This window comes from Streptomyces sp. NPDC005805 (assembly GCF_040630445.1).
Taxonomy (GTDB): Bacteria; Actinomycetota; Actinomycetes; order Streptomycetales; family Streptomycetaceae; genus Streptomyces.
Genome location: NZ_JBEXXN010000020.1, coordinates 71,893 through 98,252 on the forward strand (window position 1 = coordinate 71,893; position 26,360 = coordinate 98,252).

The 26,360-nt window shown below is 71.0% G+C and carries 21 protein-coding genes, 1 pseudogene and 1 riboswitch; of the genes and pseudogenes, 14 read left to right on the forward strand and 8 right to left on the reverse strand.

The window, feature by feature from the left end:
- Window positions 1-77 precede the first annotated feature (77 nt).
- Together ABZ457_RS14135 and ABZ457_RS14140 are read right to left on the reverse strand one after the other, a co-directional pair.
- Window positions 78-1,976, reverse strand: coding sequence for a hypothetical protein (locus ABZ457_RS14135; RefSeq protein ID WP_359157517.1), 1,899 nt, complete (start codon window positions 1,974-1,976; stop codon window positions 78-80).
- Entirely contained in the window at window positions 1,976-5,428 is a 3,453-nt protein-coding gene (locus ABZ457_RS14140) for a helicase-related protein (RefSeq protein ID WP_359157519.1), read from the reverse strand. Before ABZ457_RS14140 ends, ABZ457_RS14135 begins: the two co-directional genes overlap by 1 nt.
- Before the next feature lie 522 nt (window positions 5,429-5,950).
- Between ABZ457_RS14140 and ABZ457_RS14145 the strand changes: the two genes are divergently transcribed.
- On the forward strand, window positions 5,951-6,904 hold the full coding sequence (locus ABZ457_RS14145; protein ID WP_359157521.1) for a hypothetical protein: 954 nt from the start codon (window positions 5,951-5,953) through the stop codon (window positions 6,902-6,904).
- Between the two features lie 220 nt (window positions 6,905-7,124).
- Here ABZ457_RS14145 and ABZ457_RS14150 read toward each other — a convergent pair whose 3' ends face one another.
- From ABZ457_RS14150 to gcvT, 4 genes are all read right to left on the reverse strand, one after another.
- On the reverse strand, window positions 7,125-8,495 hold the full coding sequence (locus ABZ457_RS14150; RefSeq protein WP_359157523.1) for an L-serine ammonia-lyase: 1,371 nt from the start codon (window positions 8,493-8,495) through the stop codon (window positions 7,125-7,127).
- Between the two features lie 267 nt (window positions 8,496-8,762).
- Window positions 8,763-10,022 (reverse strand): serine hydroxymethyltransferase, encoded by a 1,260-nt coding sequence (gene glyA, locus ABZ457_RS14155; protein WP_359157526.1) that lies wholly within the window; start codon window positions 10,020-10,022, stop codon window positions 8,763-8,765.
- A gap of 11 nt (window positions 10,023-10,033) precedes the next feature.
- On the reverse strand, window positions 10,034-10,411 hold the full coding sequence (gene gcvH, locus ABZ457_RS14160; protein ID WP_018845313.1) for a glycine cleavage system protein GcvH: 378 nt from the start codon (window positions 10,409-10,411) through the stop codon (window positions 10,034-10,036).
- A 103-nt stretch (window positions 10,412-10,514) separates the two neighbouring features.
- The gene (gene gcvT, locus ABZ457_RS14165; RefSeq protein ID WP_359157529.1) at window positions 10,515-11,630 is read right to left on the reverse strand and encodes a glycine cleavage system aminomethyltransferase GcvT; all 1,116 of its coding nucleotides are present in this window, start codon (window positions 11,628-11,630) and stop codon (window positions 10,515-10,517) included.
- 164 nt (window positions 11,631-11,794) lie between these two features.
- Window positions 11,795-11,890: riboswitch (glycine riboswitch) on the reverse strand.
- A gap of 240 nt (window positions 11,891-12,130) precedes the next feature.
- Here gcvT and ABZ457_RS14170 point away from each other — a divergent pair.
- From ABZ457_RS14170 to ABZ457_RS14215, 10 genes and pseudogenes are all read left to right on the forward strand, one after another.
- Window positions 12,131-12,790: pseudogene (locus ABZ457_RS14170) on the forward strand (AAA family ATPase); the annotation flags it as partial.
- Window positions 12,791-13,285: 495 nt separating this feature from the next.
- On the forward strand, window positions 13,286-14,035 hold the full coding sequence (locus tag ABZ457_RS14175; RefSeq protein WP_359157531.1) for an enhanced serine sensitivity protein SseB: 750 nt from the start codon (window positions 13,286-13,288) through the stop codon (window positions 14,033-14,035).
- 194 nt (window positions 14,036-14,229) lie between these two features.
- On the forward strand, window positions 14,230-15,036 hold the full coding sequence (locus ABZ457_RS14180) for an enhanced serine sensitivity protein SseB C-terminal domain-containing protein (RefSeq protein WP_359157533.1): 807 nt from the start codon (window positions 14,230-14,232) through the stop codon (window positions 15,034-15,036).
- A gap of 225 nt (window positions 15,037-15,261) precedes the next feature.
- Window positions 15,262-16,932: an ABC transporter substrate-binding protein gene (locus tag ABZ457_RS14185; RefSeq protein ID WP_359157535.1), complete on the forward strand. Its 1,671-nt coding sequence runs from the start codon at window positions 15,262-15,264 to the stop codon at window positions 16,930-16,932.
- An 87-nt stretch (window positions 16,933-17,019) separates the two neighbouring features.
- Window positions 17,020-18,024 carry an ABC transporter permease gene (locus ABZ457_RS14190; RefSeq protein WP_359157537.1) on the forward strand — a complete coding sequence of 335 codons (1,005 nt, stop codon included), beginning with the start codon at window positions 17,020-17,022 and terminating at the stop codon, window positions 18,022-18,024.
- Between the two features lie 10 nt (window positions 18,025-18,034).
- Window positions 18,035-18,988 carry an ABC transporter permease gene (locus ABZ457_RS14195; RefSeq protein WP_359157599.1) on the forward strand — a complete coding sequence of 318 codons (954 nt, stop codon included), beginning with the start codon at window positions 18,035-18,037 and terminating at the stop codon, window positions 18,986-18,988.
- A gap of 6 nt (window positions 18,989-18,994) precedes the next feature.
- Complete coding sequence (locus tag ABZ457_RS14200) at window positions 18,995-19,993, forward strand: ABC transporter ATP-binding protein (RefSeq protein ID WP_359157539.1); 999 nt, start codon at window positions 18,995-18,997, stop codon at window positions 19,991-19,993.
- Window positions 19,990-21,321, forward strand: coding sequence for an oligopeptide/dipeptide ABC transporter ATP-binding protein (locus ABZ457_RS14205; RefSeq protein ID WP_359157541.1), 1,332 nt, complete (start codon window positions 19,990-19,992; stop codon window positions 21,319-21,321). The genes ABZ457_RS14200 and ABZ457_RS14205 overlap by 4 nt, the downstream gene beginning before the upstream one ends.
- A gap of 60 nt (window positions 21,322-21,381) precedes the next feature.
- Window positions 21,382-22,038: a trimeric intracellular cation channel family protein gene (locus ABZ457_RS14210; RefSeq protein ID WP_359157543.1), complete on the forward strand. Its 657-nt coding sequence runs from the start codon at window positions 21,382-21,384 to the stop codon at window positions 22,036-22,038.
- A gap of 72 nt (window positions 22,039-22,110) precedes the next feature.
- The gene (locus ABZ457_RS14215) at window positions 22,111-22,968 is read left to right on the forward strand and encodes a thioesterase family protein (RefSeq protein WP_359157545.1); all 858 of its coding nucleotides are present in this window, start codon (window positions 22,111-22,113) and stop codon (window positions 22,966-22,968) included.
- 137 nt (window positions 22,969-23,105) lie between these two features.
- On the opposite strand, the gene ABZ457_RS14220 is transcribed toward ABZ457_RS14215, so the two are convergent.
- Window positions 23,106-23,723: a TetR family transcriptional regulator gene (locus ABZ457_RS14220; protein ID WP_359157548.1), complete on the reverse strand. Its 618-nt coding sequence runs from the start codon at window positions 23,721-23,723 to the stop codon at window positions 23,106-23,108.
- A gap of 157 nt (window positions 23,724-23,880) precedes the next feature.
- Between ABZ457_RS14220 and ABZ457_RS14225 the strand changes: the two genes are divergently transcribed.
- The 3 genes from ABZ457_RS14225 (at window position 23,881) to ABZ457_RS14235 (ending at window position 25,862) form a co-directional block, all read left to right on the forward strand.
- A complete protein-coding gene (locus ABZ457_RS14225; protein WP_359157550.1) occupies window positions 23,881-24,048 on the forward strand; it encodes a hypothetical protein in 168 nt (55 codons plus the stop codon).
- 39 nt (window positions 24,049-24,087) lie between these two features.
- On the forward strand, window positions 24,088-24,474 hold the full coding sequence (locus ABZ457_RS14230) for a DUF4190 domain-containing protein (RefSeq protein ID WP_359157552.1): 387 nt from the start codon (window positions 24,088-24,090) through the stop codon (window positions 24,472-24,474).
- Between the two features lie 224 nt (window positions 24,475-24,698).
- The gene (locus ABZ457_RS14235; protein WP_359157554.1) at window positions 24,699-25,862 is read left to right on the forward strand and encodes a cysteine desulfurase family protein; all 1,164 of its coding nucleotides are present in this window, start codon (window positions 24,699-24,701) and stop codon (window positions 25,860-25,862) included.
- Between the two features lie 76 nt (window positions 25,863-25,938).
- Here the strand turns inward: ABZ457_RS14235 and ABZ457_RS14240 are convergent, their stop codons facing one another.
- Complete coding sequence (locus ABZ457_RS14240; RefSeq protein ID WP_359157556.1) at window positions 25,939-26,319, reverse strand: hypothetical protein; 381 nt, start codon at window positions 26,317-26,319, stop codon at window positions 25,939-25,941.
- Window positions 26,320-26,360 lie beyond the last annotated feature (41 nt).

Genomic DNA, 26,360 nt, shown 5'->3' on the forward strand with positions numbered 1-26,360 from the left:
CGCTGAGCTCCACTCGTGCAGTTCGGTAGTCAGGAGCCCTGTGTTGTCGACAGGGCGCGCGGGTACTGCCCTCGGTCTCAGAGAGTCGGGTCCCAGTACCCGACCCTCGAACCGTCCGGGGAACCGAAGAGATGCCAGCGGGAGAGGTTGCGGTTCCAGGACTGGCAGGCCGTCTCGGGCAGCTGCAGGCAGCCGTGGTCGGCACCCTCGTTCGTGATCATGCAGTTGGGGTCGTACAGGCACGAGTCGTTGTCGACGGCGCGACTCACGACCGCGTCGAGGTTCTGCTCCAAGACGGTCCGCATCGCACCCAGGCTGAAGTCGCTGCCCCCGTTGGGATAGACGGCGAAGGCCAAGTCGTACGGGAACAGGTACTCGGACAAACTCGTCTCGCTGTACCCGCTGTCGACCGCCAGCGCCCGCAGGATCTGGTGCGACAGGGAGTGCAGCAGACCGAACAGCTCGTGGACCGGGAGGTCGGGGTGTCCCGGAGCGGGTCGTACCTCGTGGGAGAGAGCCTGGCCGTTACTCGGACCGAGCTGGTGAACAAGCCACTGGGCGACACCGCCGGCGTCGTCGAGGGCGCCTTGGCTGACGAGCTCGTTCCGGACCATCCACCGGCTCACCCGGTCCCGGTCCACCGGGAAAAGCAGCGCCTCCGCCTGGGTGGGGTGCGCGTAGAGCAGTGTCTTCTCGGGAGCACCCCGTGAGACGCGCCCCCGGTAGGGGACCAGGTCCGCCTCCTCGGGGCTGAAGCCGGTCCGGCTGTAGCCGATCGCGAGGTAGGTGATCGGGAGGTCACTCACCAGGCAGGTGTCACGGCTGAGACCGGCGGCTGCCAGGACCTCGGGGTAGCGGTCGTAGAGGGCGCGCCGCTCCGGGTTGCGCGCTTCCCGCTGCAGTCGTGGGACCCCGAGACGTTCCAGGTTGAGGACGCGACGGTAGGTGTGCAGCTCGGCCGCGAGCCCGCGGGCGTCGTCACTCCCCGCGTCGAGTCCGAGAGCCTTGCCCACCCGGTCCCGCAGATGGTCGACTTCGACCGGCATGAAGCGCGCCCGCAGGGCACGCGCCTGGTCGTGCAGACCGGCCTCCTCCATCACCCGGATGCTCTCGACTACCTCGTCGGGCACGTCGACCGTGTGTCCGTCCGTGAGCCGACGGAACTCGTCCTCGGTGATCTCCCCGAGCCACCAGCCGAGCACGGCCGCGGTGTACAGGGGATTGCTCAGCCGGGTCGCCTCCTCCGTCGTCGTCACGTTCACGAGGGTCAGCCCGTGGCCGACGTGCGCGGTTCCCGCGGAGTGAAGCAGGGGGTTCATGAACTTGTCCGGGTAGCTGCACGAGGAGTTGCTGCAACTCCACTGCACACCCAGAGGGAAGCCACAGGTCATGCACTCCCACCGGAAGTCACGGAACCGGCTGGCGCGGTCGTCGAGCCTGAACCGGGTGTGGCCCCTCGGGCACTTGCTCGGCGGGTACATCGGCGACGTCTCGCCGCACTTGTGCGCGAAGACGAACTGGAGCTGCCGGTTGCCGACGACGCCGCCGCAGGTCGGGCAGGCCGGCGGCCAGTCATCGGTTCCCGGCCGAGGGTCTCCGGCAGTCCAGACGTGACCGCACCCTGCCCTGGAACAGCGCACCACCCTGGGCCAGACGCGGCAGAAGACCTTGCCCGGGACCACGACCTCGTAGTGGCGATCGCCGAGTCGGTCCTGGTCGCCGGGGAACTCGGGTGCCCGGTCGGACCCGGCGACGAAGGCGCGTCCGGCGGCCCGCCATCTGCGAACGAACCGCATCGCCTCCTGGACGAGATGGTCACGATCCAGGGAGGGGCCGTCGAACTCCTCGTCACGCCCGAGCTGGATCACCTGTGTGGTGTAGCCGCCACGGTGGTCGAAGGTCTGGCCGGGCCTGAACCGGAAGAGGACCTGGCCGCGGTCGCGGGACATCTCGTCGTTCCTGGGGTTGAACGCCATCACGACCTCCGGTTGTCGGACACGACGTGGAAGGGGATGCCCTCGGAGACGTCTCGGAGACTCGTCATCGGCCGGCACTCGAGTCCCAGGTAGTCGCCCGTCGCGCGGTACCCCCGGTTGTTCCCACCGGCGAGGGTGGCGGAGGCGCCCGCGGAGCGCAGGCTGGCGACCGCGTGCTCCACCATGTCCTCCAGGTCGCTCCGGAGCTCCTGTCCCTCAGGTCGGTGGGACTGGAAGACCGCGTGGAGTGCCTCAAGCAGCTCGGTCAGCTGGGCTCCCTCCAGGCCGCCCAGGGAGGGATCACGGAGAGCAGCCTGCATCTTCGAGAGGTCGTGCAGATGCCCCGGGGCGTTGCCCGACTGCCACCAGTCGCGGTTGGCGATCTGGAGCAGGTGACCCATGAGGATTCCGGGAAGGGTCCTGCGCACCGCGAACCGGCTCCAGCGGTTGATCGCCACCGGTTCGACCATGCGGTCCAGGTACTCGTGGAACTTGCCGTGGTACCGGTAGTGCGAGCGGTCCCGCTCCCGTACCGGGTTGAAGAGCATGAACACGAGTCCGTGGTACGCGCGGCCGACACGCGAGGACGCCTGGATGTACTCCGCCATCGACCTGGGCATGCCGTTGAACAGCATGAAGTTCAGCCGGTCCACGTCGACCCCGTGGCTCACCATGCTCGTGGCCACGACCATGCCCGTCTCACCGTCGGTGCTGCTCAGGTCGTCCAGGACGCCACGCACCTCGTCCAGGCGCGTCTCGCTCTTCAGCTCGGCCACGCGGAGGTCCGGATAGCCCTCCCTGCGCAGCGCTTCGTTGACCTGCGTGTCCAGCGAGCGGCGGATACGGCCGAAGTCGACGAGCGTCGTGGCGTACGTGAGGCTCGTGCGGTACAGGTCGACGACCGCACGAAGCTCCTCCTCCGGCCACGCCTCGAAGGCCGGCGGAAGTTCGCGGCGCTGCTCGAGCTTCCACAGGGCTCGGTGTGCGGAGGTCAGGATCCTGACCAGCGTCATCTCCGCGGTTCCCCGGGTCGGCATGACCCCGACGAAACGACGGAGGGGGAGCCGTCGGTCCAGGCGCCAGTAGAAGCTCTCGTCGAGGTTGGGCCCCGGGAGGGGCACGACGACGGACCTGAGGCCGAAGAGGTGCTCGCTCTGGCGGTCCTCGCCCCGGATGGTCGCGGTCGTCGCCACCACCTTCATGCGGACTCCTCGTCCGTCGGCCCGGTGCCTCGACGTCAGGGTGCGCTGCACCTCCGCCAGGAGCCCCTCGTAGTGCCCCGAGAAGGCCCCGAGCTCCTCGTTGACCATGTGCAGTTCGTCGATGATCTCCAGGGAGGGGGAGGGGTCGTACAGAGGTGCCTTCAGGGGCCCGGGAGCCGTCTTCGGATGACCGGGCGCGTGGCGCTCGTGGCACTTCCCGCCCCGACCGAACCCGTGCGGCGTGCACCAGCAGTCGACGTCCCCCAGGAGCGCGCCGAACTTGTCCGACAGCCCGACGTTGGCCAGCTTGTCCAGGGTGCCGACCACGACCGTGGGGAGGTAGCGGTAGATCTCGGTGTCCACCACGACGATGGGCAGGACCTTCCCGCACTGCTCGTTGCCGCAGACGTGCTTGAGCCTGAGCTCCTGGGGATCGGGGGGCGGGATGTGTACCGACCGTTCACCGCAGTAGGGGCAGTCGTGTACGAGCCGGTACGCATGCCGCTCTGCCTCGCTCGACCGAAGGCGGTCGAGCGTGCGGTCGGACGTGAGCGAGTTGGGGGTGTTGCCTCCGCCGGCGTAGAAACCGATGAAGAAGGGCCACCCGGGATTGCCGCCGACCTTCTTGATGCGGTCGGCGTTGCGGCCTCGGACGATGTCGGCGGCAGCGATGACGTCGAGTTGCCGCTGTGTCTGCTGGAGGGTGAGGAGCCGGAGGGGGAAGCGGCACCAGGCCGAGACCCCGACCTCCTTTCCTCTGGTCCGGTCGTAGAACATGCACACGAGGACCAGCCCGAGATAGGCCTCCGTCTTGCCGCCTCCGGTCGGGTACCAGACGACGGTCGCCGCCTCGGTGGGATCCACGTCTTGGTCGTCACCCCAGAGTCCCGGCGTGAACGAGTCCTGGGGGTGCTCCCGCCAGGCCAGGGCGCCGAGCTGGCTCACGATGGCCACGAGCTGGAAGAGGCGCCACCCCCGGTTCGGTTGTTTCCTTCGCGTGTTGAGCTCCGTCATGGACTCGTTCGCGAGCTGGAACGCGGTCAGCAGACGGTCGTCCCGCCGCAGCCACGCGATGCCGTCGCGGAAGCGGGCGACCTCCAACGCGGCGGCCTGGCGGTCGGCCTCCTTCCGGCGGGCCAGTTCCGGCCTGTCCTGGAGGTCCTCCGTGCTCCACGCGGGGGCGTCGAGATACGCCTCCATCTCGTCGGCGAGGTCCTCCAGAACCGGCAGCGGGTCGGCAGCGAGCGCCGAGTAGCCCCAACGTTCGTCCGAGCGGGCCACCGCGCGATGGGTGTCATGCTGCGGCACGGGCACGCTGCGGACGGAGACGAGCCGGCCGTCGTGCCACCGAGGCTCGACACCGCAGTTGTTCGCGTACGCCCCCAGGTCACCCGAGTAGCGGTAGGCGTCGGCGCCGAGATCCATCACGATGGGCAGGAGACGGTCGCCGTCGATCTCCAGCCCCGCGCGGAACAGGGCATTGTCCCTCGCCTCGTCGCGGCGGCTGCGGCCCGCGTTCCTGCCCTTTCCCTGGACGGTCACGACCGGGTCCACGGCGAGGTTCTGCAGGGTTGCGGTCACCCGGAGCCGTCCCGGGGCCACCGGCCTCGACGTGATGACGACGTGTGCGGCGGGGGTCGGCACCACAGGATCCCCGGCCACCTCCCGGGCCAGCCACTGTTCGAATGACCTGTCGTCCTCCATCGCTGCGGGAGGCACCAGACGCTCCCGCCGGTCGTCGCCCACGCGACGGTCGATCCGCGGATCACGCAGCGCCAGCTCGACGGCCCCGGCGAAGGCATGCCGGAACTCACCCTCCAGAGTCTGACGGAGGCCGGCCTGACCGAGGACGATCTCCACCGGGCCGACCGCCACGTCAAGTCGCCTGAACAACGGCGCCAGCCGGTACGGCTCCTCGCGGTCGCCAGCCCATTCCAGCTGCTCCGCCCGGGTCGGCAGGGCCGAGTAGTAGAAGGACGCCTTCGCCCTGACCATGACGGAGCTGGCGTTCTCGGCCTCGAACTCGAACCCGAGGCTGTCCGGAGTCATCCGACCGTACCTGGGGGCGGCACCACCCGGCTCGACGGCGTGGGGACCGAGGCTCTCCATGAAGTAGCGCGCGCTGGGAGGTTCGCCGAGGCAGACGTCGCCCTGTGACTCACCTGTCGCGTCGGTGACCACCGCGCTCACGAGGTGCTCGACGAGGGCCGTCTGCTGGGTGACGTTCGGCTTGAACGGTGGTGCGGTCACTGCGTCTCTCCTCCAGCCTCGGCGTAGGTCGCCGACGGGAAGGAGGCGCTGCAGGAAGACCTGAGCAGCAGAATGGCGCCGTCGCTCATGAACGAGCGACGGGGGAGCCGAAGCGGCTCCGAGGTACGTGCCGGTGGCGACGAGCATGCACAACCGGCCCACAGGACAGGGGTGTCCACGGGGTCTCCAGGGTCCGCGAGTCAGAAGCCGCCATGGCACGACGCCATGGCCGGACATCTTCTGCTTCTCCGAACCTGATCAGGATGAGCTCAGGGCAAAGCAAGTTACAAGCCGATAAACCAAGTTGATCGAATCTGTCCGGAACCAACCGAGCCCTTGACTGAATCGATCGGCCACCGAAGGGGCGTGGACCGTCGTACGTGTCGACGGATGCAAGGACGGACTCCGTCCTTGCATCCGCGGGCAACGATCGGCGACCTGCATGACTTGGGCGTGGTCGAACGCCGAGACGTGGCTCGACGATCTCAATTAGGGTTCTACAAAAAGCACATGGGGGGCAATGTGACCATCGATGTAGTCGACGCCGTAGTGCTCGTCCGCAATAACCGGAAGACGCGCAAGCGTTTGCAGAAGGCTGCTCAGGAGCTCGATCAGCAGGTCGCTGAGGACTTCATCGCCTTGGACAATGCACGGCAGATGCTCTACGACGTGGCCGTTCTTCCCTTTCGCGATGTCTACGGGCGTGTGAAGAACGTAGATCACTTCGAACTGGCGGCGATCGAGAGGCCCACCGCGAGCACTAAGAGGAGTGCCGAGCCGCGGCGAACGGGTGGGGTCGCCGTGATGCCGGCCGCTCGCATGGCTGGCGGTGCGGTTCTGGTCCTCGGGCTTTCACTCGCCGTCGGTCCCGCTGTCCAATCGGGGTCCTATCGCGCGGTGCAGGGCCTCGGATCCGCTTCCACGGGCAGGGCGATCAAGTCGCTGCGCGGGGCCGCAGCCCGCAACGCCACAGAAGCGTGGTTTGGTCGCGGGGCTGTTGCGGTCGGCGGTGGAGGGAGAGCGGCCGGCAGGAAGATGCTGGAACAGATCGAGGCCACTTCGAGCAAGGTCACGTACGAACTGGCAGCGGCATGGCGGATCCAAGCGCTCGAAGCCAGTCAGCAGGAGGAGGCGCGAGGACTGGAGCGGCGTGAAGCCGACATGAAGCAGAGACAGGGCGAGGCGCTCGCGCTGCACGAGCACTTCGAGGACATGCAACGCGTCATACGGGGTCTCCAGTCCGAGCTGCTGACGCGGTTGCCGTCCCTTGCCGTCCTGGTCGACAAATCCGAAGATTTCGCCCAATGCGGCTCCCGGCAGCGCGCAGAGGTGACGACGATGGTCGATCTCGACGGTCTCGCGGTGAAGGTCATGAGGTGCCCGATGGCTGATCCAACGGGACGCCCGGCCGAGGAGTCCAAGCTCGTCGTCGCCGAAGTCGAAGCGCGACTCCAGGCGATGCAACCGCACGCGTGAGGTCCGCCACCGGACTGCCGATCTGCTCGGACGCAGCGTGCACTGGTGATCACGAAGCAGCCCAGGGCGTTCAACCGGGTTTCGGAGCAGGGGCATCCCAGGGACTTTTCAGGGACTTTCACGTCTGTCCCAGGGAGGTTTCAGGGACTTTCCGCCGCGTAAGCAGGGAAGGCCCTGACAGCGCTGAAAGGTACGAACGCGCTGGTCAGGGCCTGTTTCCCTAGCACTCGATGATGTTCACCGCGAGCCCGCCCCGCGCCGTCTCCTTGTACTTCACGGACATGTCCGCCCCCGTGTCCTTCATGGTCTTGATGACCTTGTCCAGGGACACCTTGTGGCTGCCGTCGCCCCGCAGGGCCATCCGGGCCGCCGTGACGGCCTTCACCGCGGCCATGCCGTTGCGTTCGATGCAGGGGATCTGGACCAGGCCGCCGACCGGGTCGCAGGTGAGGCCGAGGTTGTGCTCCATGCCGATCTCGGCCGCGTTCTCGACCTGTTCGGGGGAGCCGCCCATGACCTCGGCGAGGGCGCCGGCCGCCATCGAGCAGGCGGAGCCGACCTCGCCCTGGCAGCCGACCTCGGCGCCCGAGATGGAGGCGTTCTCCTTGAAGAGCATGCCGATCGCGCCCGCGGCGAGGAGGAAGCGGACCACGCCCTCCTCGTCGGCGCCCGGCACGAAGTTCATGTAGTAGTGCAGGACCGCCGGGATGATGCCCGCCGCGCCGTTGGTGGGGGCGGTCACGACCCGGCCGCCGGCCGCGTTCTCCTCGTTGACGGCCATCGCGTAGAGGGTGATCCACTCCATCGCGAGGGCCGCCGGGTCGCCCTCGGAGCGCAGCTTGCGGGCCGTGGTGGCGGCGCGGCGGCGGACCTTGAGGCCGCCGGGGAGGATGCCCTCGCGGGACATCCCGCGCGAGACGCACGCCTGCATCACCCGCCAGATGTCGAGCAGGCCCTCGCGGATCTCCTCCTCGCTCCGCCACGCCTTCTCGTTCTCCAGCATCAGGGCGGAGATGGACAGGCCGGTGTCGCGGGTGAGGCGCAGCAGTTCGTCGCCGGTGCGGAAGGGGTGCTTCAGCACGGTGTCGTCCGGGACGATCGGGTTCTCCCCGGCCACCGCGTCCTCGTCGACGACGAAACCGCCGCCGACCGAGTAGTAAGTCTTCTCCAGCAGCAGCGTGCCCTCGGCGTCGTGCGCGGCGATGGTCATGCCGTTGGCGTGGTACGGCAGGGCCTTGCGCCGGTGCAGGACCAGGTCCTTGTCGAAGTCGAAGGCGATCTCGTGCACGCCCAGCAGGTCGATGCGCTTCGCCTCCTTGATCCGCTCCACCCGCGCGTCGGCGCTCTCCACGTCCACCGTGCGCGGGGAGTCGCCCTCCAGGCCGAGCAGGACGGCCTTCGGGGTGCCGTGACCGTGGCCCGTCGCGCCGAGGGAGCCGAAGAGCTGGGCGCGTATCGAGGCGGTGTGGGCGAGCACGCCCTCGTTCTTCAGCCGGCGGGCGAACATCCGGGCGGCGCGCATCGGGCCCACGGTGTGGGAGCTGGACGGGCCGATGCCGATCGAGAACAGGTCGAAGACCGAGATGGCCACGGGGAACTCCTTGTGGGGGTGGTAGACGCCGTTGTCTGCCGGGTGGTGCAGAGGCGGTGCTTGTGCAGGGGCGGTGCTGTGCGGTGCTGTGCGGTGCTGTGCGGTGCTGTGCGGTGCCGAAGCGGTGCGGTACGGCGCGGTACGTGGTGCGGGGCACCGCGCTCACGGCCGGTGTGCGCGGTGCCCCTCGTTGTGTCGCGGTGCCGCACCGGGGTGCGGCGGGTCCGGTGGCCGGACCGGTGCCGCACGGGTGCGGCTCAGGTCCGGTTACAGACCAGGGTAAAGCGGGTGCTTCTCGGCCAGCGCCGTCACACGGGCGCGCAGCGCGGCCGCGTCGTACGACGGCTTCAGGGCCTCGGCGATGATGTCCGCGACCTCGCGGAAGTCCTCGTCCTGGAAACCGCGGGTGGCCAGCGCCGGGGTGCCGATGCGCAGACCCGAGGTGACCATCGGCGGCCGGGGGTCGTTCGGGATCGCGTTCCGGTTGACCGTGATGCCGACCTCGTGGAGCCGGTCCTCGGCCTGCTGGCCGTCCAGCTCCGAGTTGCGCAGGTCCACCAGGACCAGGTGCACATCGGTGCCGCCGGACAGCACGGAGACGCCGTGCTCGCCGACGTCCGCCTGGACCAGGCGCTCGGCCAGGATGCGGGCGCCGTCCAGGGTGCGCTGCTGGCGCTCCTTGAAGTCCTCCGAGGCCGCGACCTTGAAGGAGACCGCCTTGGCCGCGATCACGTGCTCCAGCGGACCGCCCTGCTGGCCGGGGAAGACCGCCGAGTTGATCTTCTTGGCGAGTTCGGCCGTCGACAGGATCACACCGCCGCGGGGGCCGCCCAGGGTCTTGTGGGTGGTCGTGGTCACGACATGGGCGTGCGGCACCGGGTTCGGGTGCAGGCCCGCCGCGACCAGGCCCGCGAAGTGGGCCATGTCGACCATCAGGTACGCGCCGACCTCGTCCGCGATCCGGCGGAAGGCGGCGAAGTCCAGCTGCCGCGGGTACGCGGACCAGCCGGCGACGATCAGCTTCGGCTTGGACTCCTTGGCGAGCCGCTCGACCTCGGCCATGTCGACCTGGCCGGTGGCGTCGTCCACGTGGTACGCGACCACGTTGTAGAGCTTGCCCGAGAAGTTGATCTTCATTCCGTGGGTCAGGTGACCGCCGTGGGCCAGGTTCAGGCCCATGATCGTGTCGCCCGGCTTCAGCAGCGCGAACATGGCGGCCGCGTTGGCCTGCGCGCCCGAGTGGGGCTGCACGTTCGCGTGCTCGGCGCCGAAAAGCTCCTTGATGCGGTCGATCGCGATCTGCTCGACCACGTCGACGTGCTCGCAGCCGCCGTAGTAGCGGCGGCCCGGGTAGCCCTCGGCGTACTTGTTGGTGAGGACGGAGCCCTGCGCCTCCATGACCGCGACCGGAGCGAAGTTCTCCGAGGCGATCATCTCGAGGGTGGACTGCTGACGGTGGAGCTCGGCGTCGACGGCGGCGGCGACGTCCGGGTCCAGCTCGTGGAGAGGGGTGTTCAGAAGCGACATAGGGAAGATCCTCAGTTGCCGGAGAACTCGGTGTACTCGTCCGCGGAGAGCAGGTCCTTCGGCTCCTCGCTGACGCGCACCTTGAAGAGCCACCCGCCCTCGAACGGGGCGGTGTTCACCAGGGACGGGTCGTCCACCACGGCCTGGTTCGCCTCGACGACCTCGCCCGACACGGGGGAGTACAGATCGCTGACCGACTTGGTCGACTCCAGCTCACCGCAGGTCTCGCCCGCGGTCACCGTGTCACCGACCTCCGGGAGCTGCGCGTAGACGACGTCCCCGAGCGCGTTGGCCGCGAACTCGGTGATGCCGACCGTCGACACGCCGTCCTCGGCGGCCGACAGCCACTCGTGCTCCTTGCTGAAGCGAAGCTGCTGGGGGTTGCTCATGACCAGAATTCTCCTGTACGCGGGGGAGTGGTGGTGAACGGGAGGGGAGTGCGGGCGATCACGTCGGGCGCGTACCGGTCCTGTCCGGCACGCGCGGCGGCGGTCACTTCCGGCGCTTGTAGAACGGCAGCGCCACGACCTCGTACGGCTCATGGGTACCGCGGATGTCGACGCCCACGCCCCCGGTGCCCGGTCCGGCGTGCGCGGCGTCCACGTACGCCATGGCGATCGGCTTGCCCAGGGTGGGGCTCGGGGCGCCGGAGGTGACCTCGCCGACCACCTCGCCGCCCGCGACGACGGACATCCCGGCGCGCGGCACCCGGCGGCCCTGGGCGACCAGTCCGACCAGCTTGCGCGGCGGCGCGGCCTCGGCCCGCTCGGCGGCCTTCTCCAGGGCCGCGCGGCCCACGAAGTCGCCCGGCTTCTCGAACTTCACGACCCGGCCGAGACCGGCGTCGAACGGCGTCAGCGCGGTGGTCAGCTCGTGCCCGTACAGCGGCATGCCCGCCTCCAGGCGCAGGGTGTCGCGGCAGGAGAGGCCGCAGGGGATCAGGCCCGCGTCCCGGCCGGCCTCGGTGAGGGCCTGCCACAGCTTCTCGGCGTGCTGCGGGTCGACGAAGAGCTCGAAGCCGTCCTCGCCGGTGTAGCCGGTCCGGGCGATCATCGCCGGGACGCCGGCGACCGTGCCCGGCAGGCCCGCGTAGTACTTCAGGCCGTCCAGGTCGGCGTCGGTGAGGGAGGCCAGGATGCCGGGGGACTCGGGGCCCTGGATCGCGAGGAGCGCGTAGGCGTCCCGGTCGTCGCGGACCACCGCGTCGAAACCGGCGGCGCGCTCGGTCAGGGCGTCCAGCACGATCTGGGCGTTGCCCGCGTTGGCGACGACCATGTACTCGGTCTCGCCGGTGCGGTAGACGATCAGGTCGTCGACGATGCCGCCGTCCTCACGGCAGATCATCGTGTAGCGGGCGCGGCCGGGGCCCACGGTGGAGATGTTGCCGACCAGGGCGAAGTCCAGCAGATCCACGGCCCGGGGGCCCGAGACGGTGATCTCGCCCATGTGGGAGAGGTCGAAGAGGCCGGCCCTGGTACGCACAGCGGTGTGCTCGTCCCGCTCGCTGGCGTAGCGCAGCGGCATGTCCCAGCCGGCGAAGTCGGTCATGGTCGCGCCGAGCGAGCGATGCAGGGCATCGAGCGCGGTGCGGCGAGGCGAAGTGCTCATAGGTGAAGCTCCCAGGGCATGACGGCGAGGACGATCCTCCCCATCTGTCATCGGAACCTGAGAGGTTCGCCGCGACCCCGCGTACGGATGGTCGTCCGTGTCCGGGCGGTCGTGACTTGCACCTTGGGTGGAGCCGCCGACGCGGCCCGCTTTTCAGATCTGCCTCATCGCACGCGGTACGGGGCCTGAGAGATTCAAGGGAGGAACTTGCTCCTTCGGCGCCCGGGCACAGATGGCCGGGACTCTCCCGCGCGGATTCAAGCGGCCGGTATGCAGTTGGCGCGCACATCATTGCACGCATCGGGGAAGAGTGGGGGCGTGCGGTGCGACGGATCCTGCCCGGGATGCCCGGTCGGCGCTCCGGGGGCTTCCCGGGAGCTTCCCGGGGGCGCGGATGCGGCGCACCGTGGCGAAACCGGCGGAATCGCATTACCAGTTCTTTACACTGCGTGAGCAAGCTGTTGGGCAGGGGTGTCACGACCCGGATGAGGGGGAGGGTGATGACGTTGCAGCAGTCCCGTGCATACGCCGCGGCCGCGGGGGTGCCGACGGGCCGCCGGGACCTGACCGTGCCCGGAGCGGCCGGGGTGCGCGCACCCGTCCTGCGCGACCTGCGGGAGCGGTCGGGCCGCGGCCCGCGCGTCCTGGAGTTCGCCGCGGGGGACCTCGTCGTCGTCTCCGGCCTGCCCGGCAGCGGCAAGTCGACGCTCATCGGGCGGACCGCGCCCGGCCGGGCGATCGACTCCCAGGACACCCGCGACCGCTGGGACGCGCGGATGCCCCGGAGCCTGCCGTACGCGGTCTACCGCCCGCTCGTCCGCCTCGCGCACTACGCCGGGCTGCTGCGCGCCCTGCGCTCCGGGGAGAGCGTGGTCGTCCACGACTGCGGCACCCAGGCGTGGGTGCGCCGATGGCTGACCCGGGAGGCCGCCGGACGGGGGCGGGCCCTGCACCTGGTCCTCCTCGACGTGCCGCCCCGCGTCGCCCGCGACGGCCAGCGCGAACGCGGCCGGGGCGTCTCCGGGTACGCCTTCGCCCGGCACCGGCGGGCGGTGGGCCGGCTGATCGCCGACGCGGAGGCCGGGCGGGGGCCCGCGGGCTGCGCCTCGGTGATTCTGCTGGACCGGGCGGCGGCGTCGGCGCTGCGCGCGCTGACCTTCACGGCGGGCGCGCCCGCGCCGGAAGCGCCGGCCGCCCCGGTGACCGCGCCCGCCCCGGTGACCGCGCCCGCCCCGGTGACCGGGCCGGCTCCCGCTCCGACGCCGGCCCAGGCCCCGGTCACGCCTCCGGCCCCGGCGGCCTGAGGCGCGCTCCCGAGCCTGGCCCGGCCCGTCGCCCGCTCGTTCCCGCCCGCTGCCCCCGGGGCGTCCTGTCGCCGGGAACCGGCGACAGGCGTGGGCCGGGCAGGCCCCGGCGTCGGCGCGCCCCCGATAAACTCCGCGCGGACCGTGCCCACTCCGCGCGGAGTGGGCGTCGCGACGACGAAGATGACCCGGACGCGGACGACAAGCCGGACAGCGGACCGCCCGGACGAAGCGGCCCGGACGAAAACGAGTCGGACGCGGACGAAGCGGGCCGGACGAACAACGAGCCGGACGCGGACGAAGCGCCCCGGACGCGGACGAGCAGGACCGAGAGACGAGCAGGACGAGCAGATGGACAACCCGCACCACGGCTGGCCCGGCAACGAGCTGGAGGAGACCCTCGCCGCCTCCCTCGGCAATCCCGCCGCCGGCGCCCGCATAGTCGAGGTCCTCGGCCGCAGCCTCATATGGGTGCCGCTCCCCAACGGCGGCGGCCCCGCCAGCCCCCATCTCGACCTGCCGACCACGGAGATCGACGGCGCCGCGTACGTCCCCGTCTTCAGCTCCGAGCAGCAGTTCCTGGCCATCGTCGGCGCGCACATGCCGTTCACCGTCGCCCCCGCCCGCGACTTCGCCCGCGGCCTGCCCCCGCAGCTCGGCATCGCCGTGAACCCCGGCGGCGCCGTCGGCGTCCCCCTCCCGCCGCCCGCCGTGGCCGCGTTGTGCCGGGACGGGCACACCGCGCTCGACGACACCGGCACCGGCGGCCGGGTCCGCCTCTTCGAGCCGGACTGGCAGGAGGAGCCCGTCGACTTCCTCGCCGCCGCGGCGGGCGAGTTCGAGGCGTCCGGTGTCGTCCTCAGCGGCCGCCGCGCGCTCGCCTCGATCGAGGGCGACGCGCCGACCCTTTTCGTCGGCGTCCAGCTCGCCGCCTGGGGCGAGACCGACCGCACCGCCCCGCTCGACGCCCTCGGCCGCGCCCTCGGCCGGGCCACCGTGCCCTGGCCCGTGAACCTCGTCCTCCTCGACGTCACCCGGGACCCGGTCGGCGACTGGATGCTGGAGCGGGTGCGCCCCTTCTATGAGCGGCACCCCGCGTAGGAGAGCCGGGACGGCACCCGCGGGACAGGCCCGAGAAGCCGGGTCTGTGTCGCCCGCGGTGCCTAAGCTGGTTTGATGGCCTGAACAAATGCTTCGACGCGGTGCGCCACGGCACGGCCGCGTCGGGCAGGGCGGGCGAGGGCGCGGGACCGCGAGGCGCGGACCGGCGGATCGATGAAGGGGCGGAACCCAGGGTGAGTGCGTCAGGCACCGCGGCGGCCGGACAGGTCGAGCACATGCTGCGCCAGGTGACGCCCGGGCGCTACGACGCGTACGAGGCGCTGCTCCACGCCCTCGCGGACCCGGCCGGCAGTCGGCTGTGGATGCTGCTGTGGCACGGGCAGCCCGGCTCGCCCGACGCCCAGTACGGGACCATGGAGGTCGACGGCGTCGGCTATGTGCCCTGCGCGACCTCGCCCCAGGAGCTGTCCGCCTCCGGCTGGACCCGCGCCCACGACGTCGTCACCGGCCGGGACGCGGCGCGCGCCCTGTACCCCGAGCGCTACGGGATCTGGCTCAATCCGCACGCCCCCGGCGGCGGCGTCGGCATCCCCTGGCCCGACCTGCGCCGCATCGCCACCGGGCTCGACCGGATGCCCGCGGGCCCGCTGCGCCTGTCCGAACCGACCATCGAGATCCCCCAGTTCTACGCCCTCCTCGCGCAGAACGCGCACCGCACCCCGGCCGTGCGGGTGCTGCGCCGCGCCTGGGTGCAGCCCGCCGTCGGCGTGGCCTACCTCGCCGTCGGCCTGGACCTCTACGACAACGGCCCCCAGGCGGTGGACACGGTGCGCGCCATGATGCGCCAGTCGGTCGGCGCGGCGCCGGACGGCCTGCCCGTCTCGACCGTCGCCCTCTCCGACGACTACGACCCCGTCACCCTCTGGATGCGGGCGAACACCCGCCCCTTCTACGACCGCGAGGCCCACGGCCCCGCCGCCCCGGCCGCCCCCGCCCCGGGCTACGGCTACCCGCAGCCCGGCTCCGCCGGCCACCGCTGACCCCCCTCGGCCGGGCCGGAAAACCCCCGGCCGCGGTGCCCCTGAACTGCGTCACGCTATGTCAAGGGTGTTGACCGACCGGGAGCGGATGTCCCGTATCGCGCCGTTTTGTTGAGCGTCCGGGTCTCGACTAGGTATCACCGCTATCCGGACTGTTCTCCCTGGTGGTTCCCGTCTGTAGTGTTCGGCCGTCAAGACTCCACATGGTGAACCAGGGGTGGACCCATGCGAATATTCAAGTCCGGGGCGATCCGGGCGATCACGGCGACGGTTGCCGTCGGCCTGATCGCGACCGGTTGCGCCAGTGAGCGGGACAAGGACGGTGACAAGGCGAACGGGAAGGACACCTTCGTGTTCGCCGGCGCCGGTGACCCCGGTTCCCTGGATCCCGCTCTCGCGAGCGACGGCGAGACCTTCCGCGTCACCCGCCAGGCGTTCGAGGCGCTCCTTGAGCACGAGTCCGGCGGCAGCGAGCTCGTCGGCGGCCTGGCCGAGAAGTGGTCGAGCAACCCCGAAGGCACCGTGTGGACCTTCAACCTGCGCCAGAACGTCAAGTTCCACGACGGTGAGGCGTTCAACGCCGACGCCGTCTGCGCGAACTACGACCACTGGTTCAACTGGAAGGGCACCTACCAGTCCAGCGCGGTCTCCTACTACTGGCAGACCATCATGGGCGGGTTCGCGAAGAACGAGGACGCCGAGGCGCCCAAGGCGAACTACAAGTCCTGCACCGCCAAGGACGAGAACACCGCCGTCATCGAGGTCAACGAGCCCTCCGCCAACCTCCCGGGCGGCTTCTCCCTCCAGGCCCTGGCGATCCACTCGCCGAAGGCCCTCAAGGAGTACGAGAAGCAGGACGCGACCGCCAAGGGCGACGCGATCACGTACCCCAAGTACAGCCAGGAGGCCGGCACGGTCGCCGGCACCGGCCCGTACAAGATCACGAAGTGGAACAAGGGCAACAAGGAAGTCTCGCTCACCCGCTTCGACGACTACTGGGGCGACAAGGCGAAGGTGAAGAACCTCGTCTTCCGCACCATCGACACCGAGGAGGGCCGCCGCCAGGCGCTCCAGGCCGGTGACATCGACGGCTACGACCTCGTGGCCCCGGCCGATGTGAAGACGCTGGAGGGCGAGGGCTTCGAGGTCCCGACCCGTGACGTCTTCAACATCTTCTACGTCGGCATGAGCCAGGGCGCCAACCCGGCCCTGAAGAAGCCCGAGGTCCGCCAGGCGATCACGCACGCGATCGACCGGGAGAACGTCGTCAAGACGCAGCTTCCCGAGGGCGGCAAGGCCGCGACCCAGTTCATGCCCGACACGGTCGCCGGCTTCTCCGACAAGGTGAAGACGTACCCCTTCGACACCAACAAGGCGAAGGACCTCCTCAAGCAGGCCGGCGAGGAGAAGCTGACGGTCGAGTTCTGCTACCCGACCGAGGTCACCCGCCCGTACATGCCCGCCCCGCAGGACATGTTCGAGCTGATGAAGGCCGACCTGGAGAAGGCCGGCATCACCGTCAAGCCGAAGGCCATGAAGTGGGCCCCGGACTACCTGGACGCCACCGAGGCGGGCTCCTGCGCCCTGCACCTCCTCGGCTGGACCGGTGACTTCAACGACGGCTACAACTTCATCGGCACCTGGTTCGGCGGCCCGGACAAGCAGTGGGGCTTCAAGGACCAGAAGGTCTTCGACGCGGTCAACGCCGCCTCGAAGGTGACCGACCCGGCCGGCCGCGTCGAGGCGTACAAGAAGGCCAACGAGGTCATCGCCGAGTACGTCCCGGGCGTCCCGGTCTCGTCCTCCCCGCCGGCCATCGCCTTCGGCAAGAACGTCAACCCGCCGAACGTCTCCCCGCTGACGCAGGAGAACTTCGCCGAGGTCTCCTTCAAGTAATCGCACACCTGCGGGTACCGCCCGGCCACAGCTCTTCCGTGGCCGGGCGGTCCTGCATCAACGCATAGTGAGAAAGGGGCATGCGGGGTGCTGCGACTTGTCGTCAGAAGACTGCTACAGCTCATTCCCACCCTGCTCGGCCTGTCGGTTCTGCTCTTCCTGTGGCTGAACCGGCTGCCCGGCGGACCCGCCTCAGCGATCCTGGGCGAGCGGGCGACCGAAGCCGAAGTGGCACGCATCAACCGGGCTCTGGGACTCGACGAGCCCGTCCACATCCAGTACTGGCGCTTCCTGAAGCGCATCGCCGAGCTGGACCTCGGCACCTCCACCCAGACCGGGCAGCCGGTGTGGGAGGAGTTCACGCTGCGCTTCCCGGCCACCGTGGAGCTCAGCCTCATGGCGATCCTGATCGCCGTCGTCGTCGGCATCCCCCTCGGATACCTGGCGGCCAAGCACCGCGGCGGCTGGCTCGACGTGGCCTCCGTCTCCGGTTCGCTCATCGGGATCTGCATCCCGGTCTTCTTCCTCGCCCTGCTGCTCAAGGGCGTCTTCGCCGTCCAGCTGGGCTGGTTCCCGACCTACGGCAGGCTCTCCACCGGCCTCGACGCCACCGACGTCACCGGCTTCGCCGTGCTCGACGGTCTGCTCACCGGTGAACTCGACGCGAGCTGGGACGCCGTCTGGCACCTGATCCTGCCCGCCGTCGCCCTCGCCTCCATCCCGCTCGCGGTGATCGTGCGCATGACGCGGGCGAGCGTCCTGGAGGTCCTCGGCGAGGACTATGTGCGTACCGCCGAGTCCAAGGGCCTGGAGAAGCGGGTCGTCCGCGGCCGGCACGTCCTGCGCAACGCGATGCTCCCGGTGATCACGGCCGTCGGCCTGCTGACCGGCAGCCTGCTGTCCGGCGCGGTCCTCACCGAGTCGGTGTTCACCTTCGGCGGCATCGGCTCCTTCATCCGCACCTCGATCGACGCGCGCGACTACCCGGTGCTCGTCGGCTTCATCCTCTTCATCGCGATGGTGTACGTGGTCATCAACCTGCTGGTCGACCTCGCGTACAGCCTCATCGACCCGAGAGTGCGGGTGCACTGACGTGACGACCATGACCAAGAAGGCCGACAAGATCGACCGGCTCGCCGAGCTGATGCAGTCCTCCGAGGCCACCAGCGGCGCCAGCCTCTGGCGCGAGGCCATGCGGCGGCTGCGCAGCAGCAAGATGGCGATCATCGGCGCCGTCGTCATCGCCGCGTTCGTGGTGCTCGCGATCGTCGGGCCCTGGATCGCCCCGCACACCCCCACCGCCCAGACCTGGCGCGGCGAGGTCTTCGCCAACCAGGGCAAGTTCGTCGGCATGCGCGCCGAGAACTGGTTCGGGCTCGACCACCTCGGCCGCGACATGTTCTCCCGGATGCTCGTCGGCGCCCGGCAGACCCTGCTCGTCGGTGTCGTCTCGATGCTCATCGGCCTGATCGTCGGCGCCCTGGTGGGTGTGGTCTCCGGGGCCGCAGCCACCCTCGGCGGTGCGGCCGGCCAGCGCATCGACACCGTCATCATGCGCATCACCGATGTCATGCTGTCCCTGCCGTCGCTGCTGCTGGCGGTCTCCATCGCGGCGGTTCTCGGCCAGTCCCTGACCACCGTGATGATCGCCGTCGGTGTGGCGCAGATTCCGATCTTCGCCCGGATGCTGCGCGGTTCGATGCTCGCCCAGGGCGGCGCGGACTATGTGCTGGCGGCGAAGGCCCTCGGGGTGCGCAAGAAGCGGATCGTGCTCACCCAGATCCTGCCGAACTCCCTGAGCCCGGTGATCGTCCAGGCGACGCTGAGCCTCGCCACCGCGATCATCGAGGCCGCCGCCCTGTCCTACCTGGGCCTCGGCAACCCCGACCCGGCCATTCCCGAGTGGGGCGTGATGCTCTCCCAGGCGCAGCGCTTCTTCGACAACGAGCCGATGATGGCGGTCTACCCGGCGGTCGGAATCATCATCACCGCCCTTGGCTTCACCCTGCTCGGCGAGGCCATGCGCGAAGCCCTCGACCCGAAGCTGCGAGGCTGAAGTCCCATGGCACTGCTCTCCGTCAACGAACTCAGCGTCACCTTCACCGCCAAGGGCCGCAAGGACTCCACGGCCGTGGACGGCGTCTCCTTCGACGTCGACCAGGGCCAGGTCGTGGGCCTGGTGGGCGAGTCGGGCTGCGGCAAGTCCGTCACCTCCCTCGCCCTGATGGGCCTGCTGCCCGCCAAGGGCGTCCGGATCGGCGGCCGGGCCGAGTTCGACGGCCAGGACCTGCTGACCATGAACCCGCGCAAGCGGCGCGACCTGCGCGGCAGCCAGCTCGCGATGATCTTCCAGGACCCGCTGTCCTCGCTGAACCCGGTCGTCCCCATCGGCGTCCAGGTCACCGAGATCCTCCAGCGCCACCGCGGTCTGAAGGGGGAGGCCGCCCGCAAGGAGGCCGCCCATCTGCTGGACCGGGTCGGCATCCCCGACCCGACCCGGCGGCTGAAGGAGTACCCCCACCAGCTCTCCGGCGGTATGCGCCAGCGCGCCCTGATCGCCATGGCGGTCGCCTGCGCGCCCCGCATGCTGATCGCGGACGAGCCGACCACGGCCCTGGACGTCACCATCCAGGCGCAGATCCTGGAACTCCTCAAGGAGCTGGTCGACCAGGAGGGCACCGCCCTGCTGATGATCACCCACGACCTGGGTGTGGTGGCCGGCCTCTGCGACCAGGTCAACGTCCTCTACGCGGGCCGCGCGGTCGAGTCGGCCGGCCGGCGCGAGCTGTTCGCCCACCCGACCCACCCGTACGCGCACGGGCTGCTGGGCTCCATCCCCCGGCTCGACGCCCCGCGCGGCGAACCGCTCAGCCCGATCCGCGGCTCCATCAACGACCGCATCGCCTGGGCCGACGGCTGCGCCTTCGCACCGCGCTGCGACCACTACACGCTGGAGTGCCTGACGGGCACCCCCGAACTGACCGAACCACGCGCCGCGGGCCACCAGGTGCGCTGCGTCAACCCGGTCCTTCCCACGCCCCAGGCGGAGGTCTCGGCATGAGTCTGCTCGAACTCGACGACGTCAAGGTCCACTTCCCGGTCCGCAAGGGCATCCTGTTCGACCGCACGGTCGGGCACGTCTACGCGGTCGACGGCGTCTCCCTCAAGGTCGAGGCCGGCCAGACCTACGGCCTGGTGGGCGAGTCCGGCTGCGGCAAGACGACCCTGGGGCGGGCCGTCCTGCGGCTGGTGGACATCACCGACGGCGAGGTCGTCTTCGACGGCACGGACCTCGCGAAGCTGCCCGGCGAGCAGATGCGCAGCTTCCGCCGCCGCCTCCAGATGGTCTTCCAGGACCCGCTGGGCAGCCTCAACCCGCGCCAGAACATCGAGTCGATCCTCAGCGAGGGCATGGCCGCGCACGGGATCGGCAAGGACCAGTCCGAGCGCCGGGAGAAGATCAAGGAGATCCTGGCCAAGGTCGGCCTCCCGGCGAACGCCCTGTCCCGGTACCCGCACGAGTTCTCCGGCGGCCAGCGCCAGCGCATCGGCATCGCGCGGGCGCTCGTCCTGGAGCCGGACGTGATCATCTGCGACGAGCCGGTCTCCGCGCTGGACGTCTCGGTGCAGGCGCAGGTCATCAACCTGCTGGAGGAACTCCAGGAGTCGCTGGGGCTGACGTACCTGGTCATCGCCCACGACCTCGCCGTGGTCCGGCACATCTCGGACGTCATCGGCGTGATGTACCTGGGCGGCCTGGTGGAGGAGGCGCCGAGCGACGCGCTGTACGCGGCGCCGAAGCACCCGTACACCAAGGCCCTGATGTCGGCGGTGCCGGTGCCCGACCCGGAGGTGGAGGACCGGCGCGAGCGCATCCTGCTCGCGGGCGACCTCCCCTCCCCGGCGAACCCGCCGGCCGGCTGCCGCTTCCACACCCGCTGCCCCTGGGCGCAGGACCGCTGCGGCCAGGAGCGCCCGGCGCTCACCGACCTGGGCGACGGGCACAAGGTGGCCTGCCACTTCGCGCGCGAGATCGAGGCGGGCACGGTCGAGCAGACCCGCTCGACGGGCATCGACGCGGTCGTCGCCACGGAGGCCGTCGCGGCGAAGGAGGCCGAGGTCACGGAGAAGGTCGCGGACCCGCTCTCGGTGGCGATCCCGGCGCAGCCGACGGAGCCCGATCCGGCGGACGCGGAGCCGGCGAAGGACGCCGAGCCCGCGGAAGCCGGGCCCGAGGGCGCCGAGTCTGCGGGTGTCGCGGACGCCGTGCCTGCGGGTGCCGCGGACGCGGACGCGGAGCCCGTGGACGCCGGCGCTGGCGCCGACGCGGACGCCGGGGCCGAGCCGGTGAAGGACGGGGACGACGACAAGGTGTCCCCGAAGGGCTGACCGGCCCCGGCCGGAGGGCGCCGGACAGGGACCCCGCGCGGGACGCGGTAGAACTGTCCGGTGTTCCCAGACCTCTTCACGCCCTCCGTCCAGCACGCCCTCGACCTCGCGGGGATCTTCGTCTTCGCGATCTCGGGCGCACTGCTCGCCGTACGCAAGAACTTCGACGTGTTCGGCATCGCCGTCCTCGCCGAGGTCACGGCGCTGGGCGGAGGGCTCCTCCGCGACCTGATCATCGGCGCGGTGCCGCCCGCCGCCTTCACCGATCTCGGCTACTTCCTGATGCCGCTGGTCGCGACCGTGCTCGTCTTCTTCCTGCACCCCCACGTCGAGCGCATCCAGACGGGCGTGAACGTCTTCGACGCGGCCGGCCTCGGCCTGTTCTGCGTCACCGGCACGGTCAAGGCGTACGAGTACGGACTCGGCCTCACCTCGTCCGCGTGCCTCGGGCTCGCCACGGCAGTCGGCGGCGGTGTGCTGCGCGATGTGCTCGCCAACGAGGTGCCCTCGCTGCTCCGCTGGGACCGGGACCTCTACGCGGTGCCGGCCATCGTGGGCGCCACGATGGTCGTCCTCTGCATCCGCTTCGACACCCTGAACGCCTTCACCAGCGGCCTCGCCGTGGTGACCGCCTTCGTTCTCCGGCTGCTCGCCATGCGCTACCACTGGCGCGCGCCGCGGGCGTGGAACCGCCGCTCCGAGGCGATGGAGGAATGAGCGGAGGAACGAGCGGGGTCGGGGTCGCGCAGAAAGCTACCGCTTAGTAGTTGTTTGTTGTACGGTACCGCCATGGCACAGGTACAGGCGACGCAGGCGGCCGTCGGGGACAGCGAGTTCGACCGCGACACCGCCGTCACCCGGCGGGCCGGGGAGCCGGGCGTCTACGACGCGGAGCTCTCGGCGGGCTGGACGATCATCCACGCCGTCAACGGCGGCTATCTGCTGGCGATGCTGGGCCGCGCGCTCGGCGACGCGCTGCCCCACCCGGACCCGTTCACGGTCTCGGCCCACTATCTGACGGCCTCCCAGCCGGGCCCCGCGATCATCCGGACCGAGACCGTCCGCACCGGCCGCACCCTCTCCACCGGTCAGGCGTCCCTGCTTCAGATCGCCGAGGACGGCACCGAGGTCGAGCGCATCCGCGTCCTCGCCACCTACGGTGACCTCGACGCCCTCGGCCCGGACGTGCGCACCGCCGCCAAGCCGCCCGCCATCCCGCCGATCGAGCACTGCCTCGGCCCGGCCGACGGCCCCGCGCCGATCCCCGGCAGCTCGGCGATCACCGAGCGGCTGGACATCAAGCTGGACCCGGCGACCGTGGGCTGGGCCGTCGGCGCGCCCTCCGGCAAGGGGGAGATGCGCGGCTGGTTCGGGCTCGCGGACGGCCGCGCCGCCGACCCGCTGTCCCTGCTGCTCACCGTGGACGCCCTGCCGCCGACCTCGTTCGAGCTGGGGCTGACGGGCTGGACGCCGACCGTCGAGCTGACCACGCACGTCCGCTGCCGCCCGGCCCCGGGCCCGCTGCGGGTGTCGATCACCACGCGCAACCTCGCGGGCGGCTTCCTGGAGGAGGACGCGGAGGTCTGGGACTCGGCGGACCGCCTCGTCGCCCAGTCCCGCCAGCTGGCGCGGGCCCCGCGGGTCTGAACCCCCTGGCGCCCTGATGCCCCCGACCCGGCCGGTCGGGGGCATCGCTTGTGTGCCGGGCGCGGCCCGGGCCCCGCTCGGCCGGCCCGTTCGCGGCGGGCCGGGCCCGGCCCACCGCCCGGTCGCGTGCCGCGCCCTCAGTCCAGCCAGTGGCGGCGGCCGAGGCTGATCAGCCGGAGCCGCCGCCGCGCCAGCCGGCTCACCTCCGCCCGGCCCTCCGCGTCCTCCGCCTCCAGCAGGGCCGAGGCCGTCATCACCATGTGGTCGACGTACATCCCCGCGACCATCCGCAGATCGTCCTCGCTCCACCCGGCCCACTCCGGCTGGTCCGCGAAGGCCGCCGCGACCTCGTCCCCGAACTGCCGCAGCTGCTCGCCGATGGCCCGGCGCACCGGGGCGACCCCGCCGTGCCGCTCCCTGGCCACGAAGCGCACATGGGCGGGGAAGGCGCGCACCAGCTCGGCGACGAGCTCCACCGAGCGGTCGATCCGGTCCTCGTCCGTCTGCTCGTCCAGCGCCTCGCCGATCGTGGCGTGCAGACTGCCGAGCGTCTCCTCGACGAGGGCGACGCCGAGGTCCGCCATGTCCCGGAAGTGCCGGTAGAACGCGGTCGGCGCGACGCCGACCGCGCGCGTCACCTCCCGCAGGCCCACGCTGCTCAGGCTCTGCGTCTCCAGCAGCCGCAGAGCGGCGTCCATCAGGGCCTGACGGGTCTTCAACTTCTGGGCCTGGCGGATTCCGAGGGTGTGACTCATGGCATTCAGTAAACAACCGTAATCCCGAATGGGGAAGTGTAGACTCACCAGTCAGTGAACATACGTACTCCGAAGGCTCTGGTTCCGCCCGGGGTCCGCACCGCACCGCGCCGGACCGTTCGCCGTTCGCCGTTCGCCGTTCGCAGGAAGGAAGACCGTGGTAGTCCTCGTCGCCGCCCTGCTTCTCCTGGGCATCCTGCTGGGGACCGTGGCCCATGTCCCCGCGTCCGTCTCCGTCGTGGCCGGCACCGTGATCGCGTGCTGGCTGCTCGTCTTCGCGGCCCGCGAGTACCGGGCCAAGCGTCGCCGTACCGCGCGCCACTGACCGGAACCCGATCCGGAATCCGAAAGGAGAAACGCCCTCATGACTCTCCTCACGCCCTTCGCCAAGCCCGAGGTTGAGCGCGACCCCGCCACCTCGGCCGGGACCGCGCCGGAAGCCGCGCCGCACCGCGAACAGCACGCACCCGCTGACGCACCCGAGCGGAAGGACGCCCTCCCGGCCGCCGCCCGCCGCAAGGACGCCGACGGGATGGCCGTCGCCGCCTTCGTCCTCGGCCTCGTCGGCCTTCTCGTGATGAACCTCGTGCTCGGCCCGACCGCCGTGGTGCTCGGCGCTCTCGCCCTCCTGCGCGGCACCGCACGCCGCGGCCGCGCCCTGCTGGGCCTCGCGCTCGGCGTCGCCGACCTCGTCGTCCTGGCCGTCGTGGTCACCGCCGGTGGATCGGTCGTCTGGGGCTTCGGCTCCTGACACGACCGCCCGGCCCTGCCCGCGCCGACTGCCCGCGCCGACCGCCCGCGCCGGCCGCCCGAACCGGGCGTCACGGGTGGCCGCCGGAAAACCGCCGCCACCGGGGGAGAGCCGCCCCCGTCCCCCTCGCGGGGCTCCCGGGGCTCCCGGGGCGCACGCGGGACGAGCGTGCACCCCTGCGCCGGTCCGCGCCCCCGCCCCGGCCTCGTAGAATCGTGGCCACCATGGCTTACCTCGACCACGCCGCGACGACTCCGATGCTTCCGGAGGCGATCGAGGCGCTGAACGCCCACCTCGCCGTCACCGGCAACGCGTCCTCACTGCACGCGGCCGGGCGCCGGGCCCGCCGCACCGTCGAGGAGGCCCGCGAGACCCTCGCCGAGTCCCTGGGCGCCAGGCCCAGCGAGGTCGTCCTGACCTCCGGCGGCACCGAGGCCGACAACCTCGCGGTCAAGGGCCTCTACTGGTCCCGCCGGGACGCCGATCCGGCCCGTACCCGCGTCCTCGCCAGCCCCGTCGAACACCACGCGGTCCTCGACGCCGTCGACTGGCTCGCCGCCCACGAGGGCGCCACCGTCGAGTACCTGCCGGTCGACGCGTACGGCCGCGTCCACCCGGACGCGCTGCGCGAGGCGATCGCGCGCGACCCCGGCGACGTGGCCCTCGCCACCGTGATGTGGGCCAACAACGAGATCGGCACCGTCATGCCGGTCCGCGAACTGGCCGACGTCGCCGCTGAGTTCGGCATCCCCCTGCATGCCGACGCGGTCCAGGCGTACGGCCAGCTCGACGTGGACTTCGCCGCGTCCGGGCTCGCCGCGATGACCGTCTCCGGCCACAAGATCGGCGGCCCGTACGGGATCGGCGCGCTGCTGCTGGGCCGCGAGTACAGCCCCGTGCCCGTACTGCACGGCGGCGGCCAGGAGCGCCATGTGCGCTCCGGCACCCTGGACGTCCCCGCCGTCGCCTCCTTCGCCGTCGCCGGCCGGCTCGCCGCAGCGCGGCGCGAGGAGTTCGCCCGCGACATCGGGGCCCTGCGCGACGAGCTGGTCCGCGCGGTACGCGAGGCCGTCCCGGACGCCGTCCTCGGCGGCGACCCGCACGACCGCCTCCCGGCCAACGCCCACTTCACCTTCCCCGGCTGCGAGGGCGACTCCCTCCTCCTGCTGCTCGACGCCCAGGGCATCGAGTGCTCCACCGGCTCCGCCTGCACCGCCGGCGTCGCCCAGCCCAGCCACGTCCTCCTCGCCACCGGCACCGACCCGGACCTGGCCCGCGGCACCCTCCGCTTCAGCCTCGGCCACACCTCCACCAAGGCGGACGTGGACGCGGTCGCGGCCGCCATCGGCCCGGCGGTCGCCCGCGCCCGAACGGCGGGGCTGAGCTAGGGAGTCGCCCGGCGGTCCGCGCCCGGGGCCGCGGGGGCGGCATGGCGCGGGACCCGGAGAGACAGCCGACGCGCGATCAGATGCCCGGCCCGTAACCGGGGTCCGGGTGCTGACGGGGCATCCACCACTCGGTGAGCGCCCACACCCCGAGCGCGAGCGCGGCCGACGTGACGAGCGCCGCGAGCCACAGCCGCCGCGAGCGCCTCAGGGTCAGAAGCCAGACGACGGCCGGCATCAGCGTGCCGCCGAGGAGGATGAGCGGCAGGTCCAGGTAGACGACGCTCAGGTCACGGGCGTGGGCCTCGAACCCGCCGTCGATGCTGAACGCCGCCCGTGGCACCCACACGACGAGCCCGGCCAGGGCCCCGAGGCCGGAGAAGAGGCAGCCGCCGGCGTTCTCCGCCGTGCCGAACCCGTCGAAGCCGTCGGTCGTCCGCCCCGTAGTGTCGTCGCTCATGCCCACGAAGGACGTGGCGGCACTCCTCCCGGTTCCAGGGG

Bases quoted from the DNA above. Each gene is read 5' to 3' on its own strand.
- ABZ457_RS14135 (WP_359157517.1), bottom strand. From the start codon at position 1,976: ATGGCGTTCAACCCCAGGAACGACGAGATGTCCCGCGACCGCGGCCAG.
- glyA (WP_359157526.1), bottom strand. From the start codon at position 10,022: ATGTCGCTTCTGAACACCCCTCTCCACGAGCTGGACCCGGACGTCGCC.
- gcvH (WP_018845313.1), bottom strand. From the start codon at position 10,411: ATGAGCAACCCCCAGCAGCTTCGCTTCAGCAAGGAGCACGAGTGGCTG.
- gcvT (WP_359157529.1), bottom strand. From the start codon at position 11,630: ATGAGCACTTCGCCTCGCCGCACCGCGCTCGATGCCCTGCATCGCTCG.
- ABZ457_RS14175 (WP_359157531.1), top strand. From the start codon at position 13,286: ATGGACAACCCGCACCACGGCTGGCCCGGCAACGAGCTGGAGGAGACC.
- ABZ457_RS14185 (WP_359157535.1), top strand. From the start codon at position 15,262: ATGCGAATATTCAAGTCCGGGGCGATCCGGGCGATCACGGCGACGGTT.
- ABZ457_RS14195 (WP_359157599.1), top strand. From the start codon at position 18,035: ATGACCAAGAAGGCCGACAAGATCGACCGGCTCGCCGAGCTGATGCAG.
- ABZ457_RS14200 (WP_359157539.1), top strand. From the start codon at position 18,995: ATGGCACTGCTCTCCGTCAACGAACTCAGCGTCACCTTCACCGCCAAG.
- ABZ457_RS14205 (WP_359157541.1), top strand. From the start codon at position 19,990: ATGAGTCTGCTCGAACTCGACGACGTCAAGGTCCACTTCCCGGTCCGC.
- ABZ457_RS14215 (WP_359157545.1), top strand. From the start codon at position 22,111: ATGGCACAGGTACAGGCGACGCAGGCGGCCGTCGGGGACAGCGAGTTC.
- ABZ457_RS14220 (WP_359157548.1), bottom strand. From the start codon at position 23,723: ATGAGTCACACCCTCGGAATCCGCCAGGCCCAGAAGTTGAAGACCCGT.
- ABZ457_RS14230 (WP_359157552.1), top strand. From the start codon at position 24,088: ATGACTCTCCTCACGCCCTTCGCCAAGCCCGAGGTTGAGCGCGACCCC.
- ABZ457_RS14235 (WP_359157554.1), top strand. From the start codon at position 24,699: ATGGCTTACCTCGACCACGCCGCGACGACTCCGATGCTTCCGGAGGCG.
- ABZ457_RS14240 (WP_359157556.1), bottom strand. From the start codon at position 26,319: ATGAGCGACGACACTACGGGGCGGACGACCGACGGCTTCGACGGGTTC.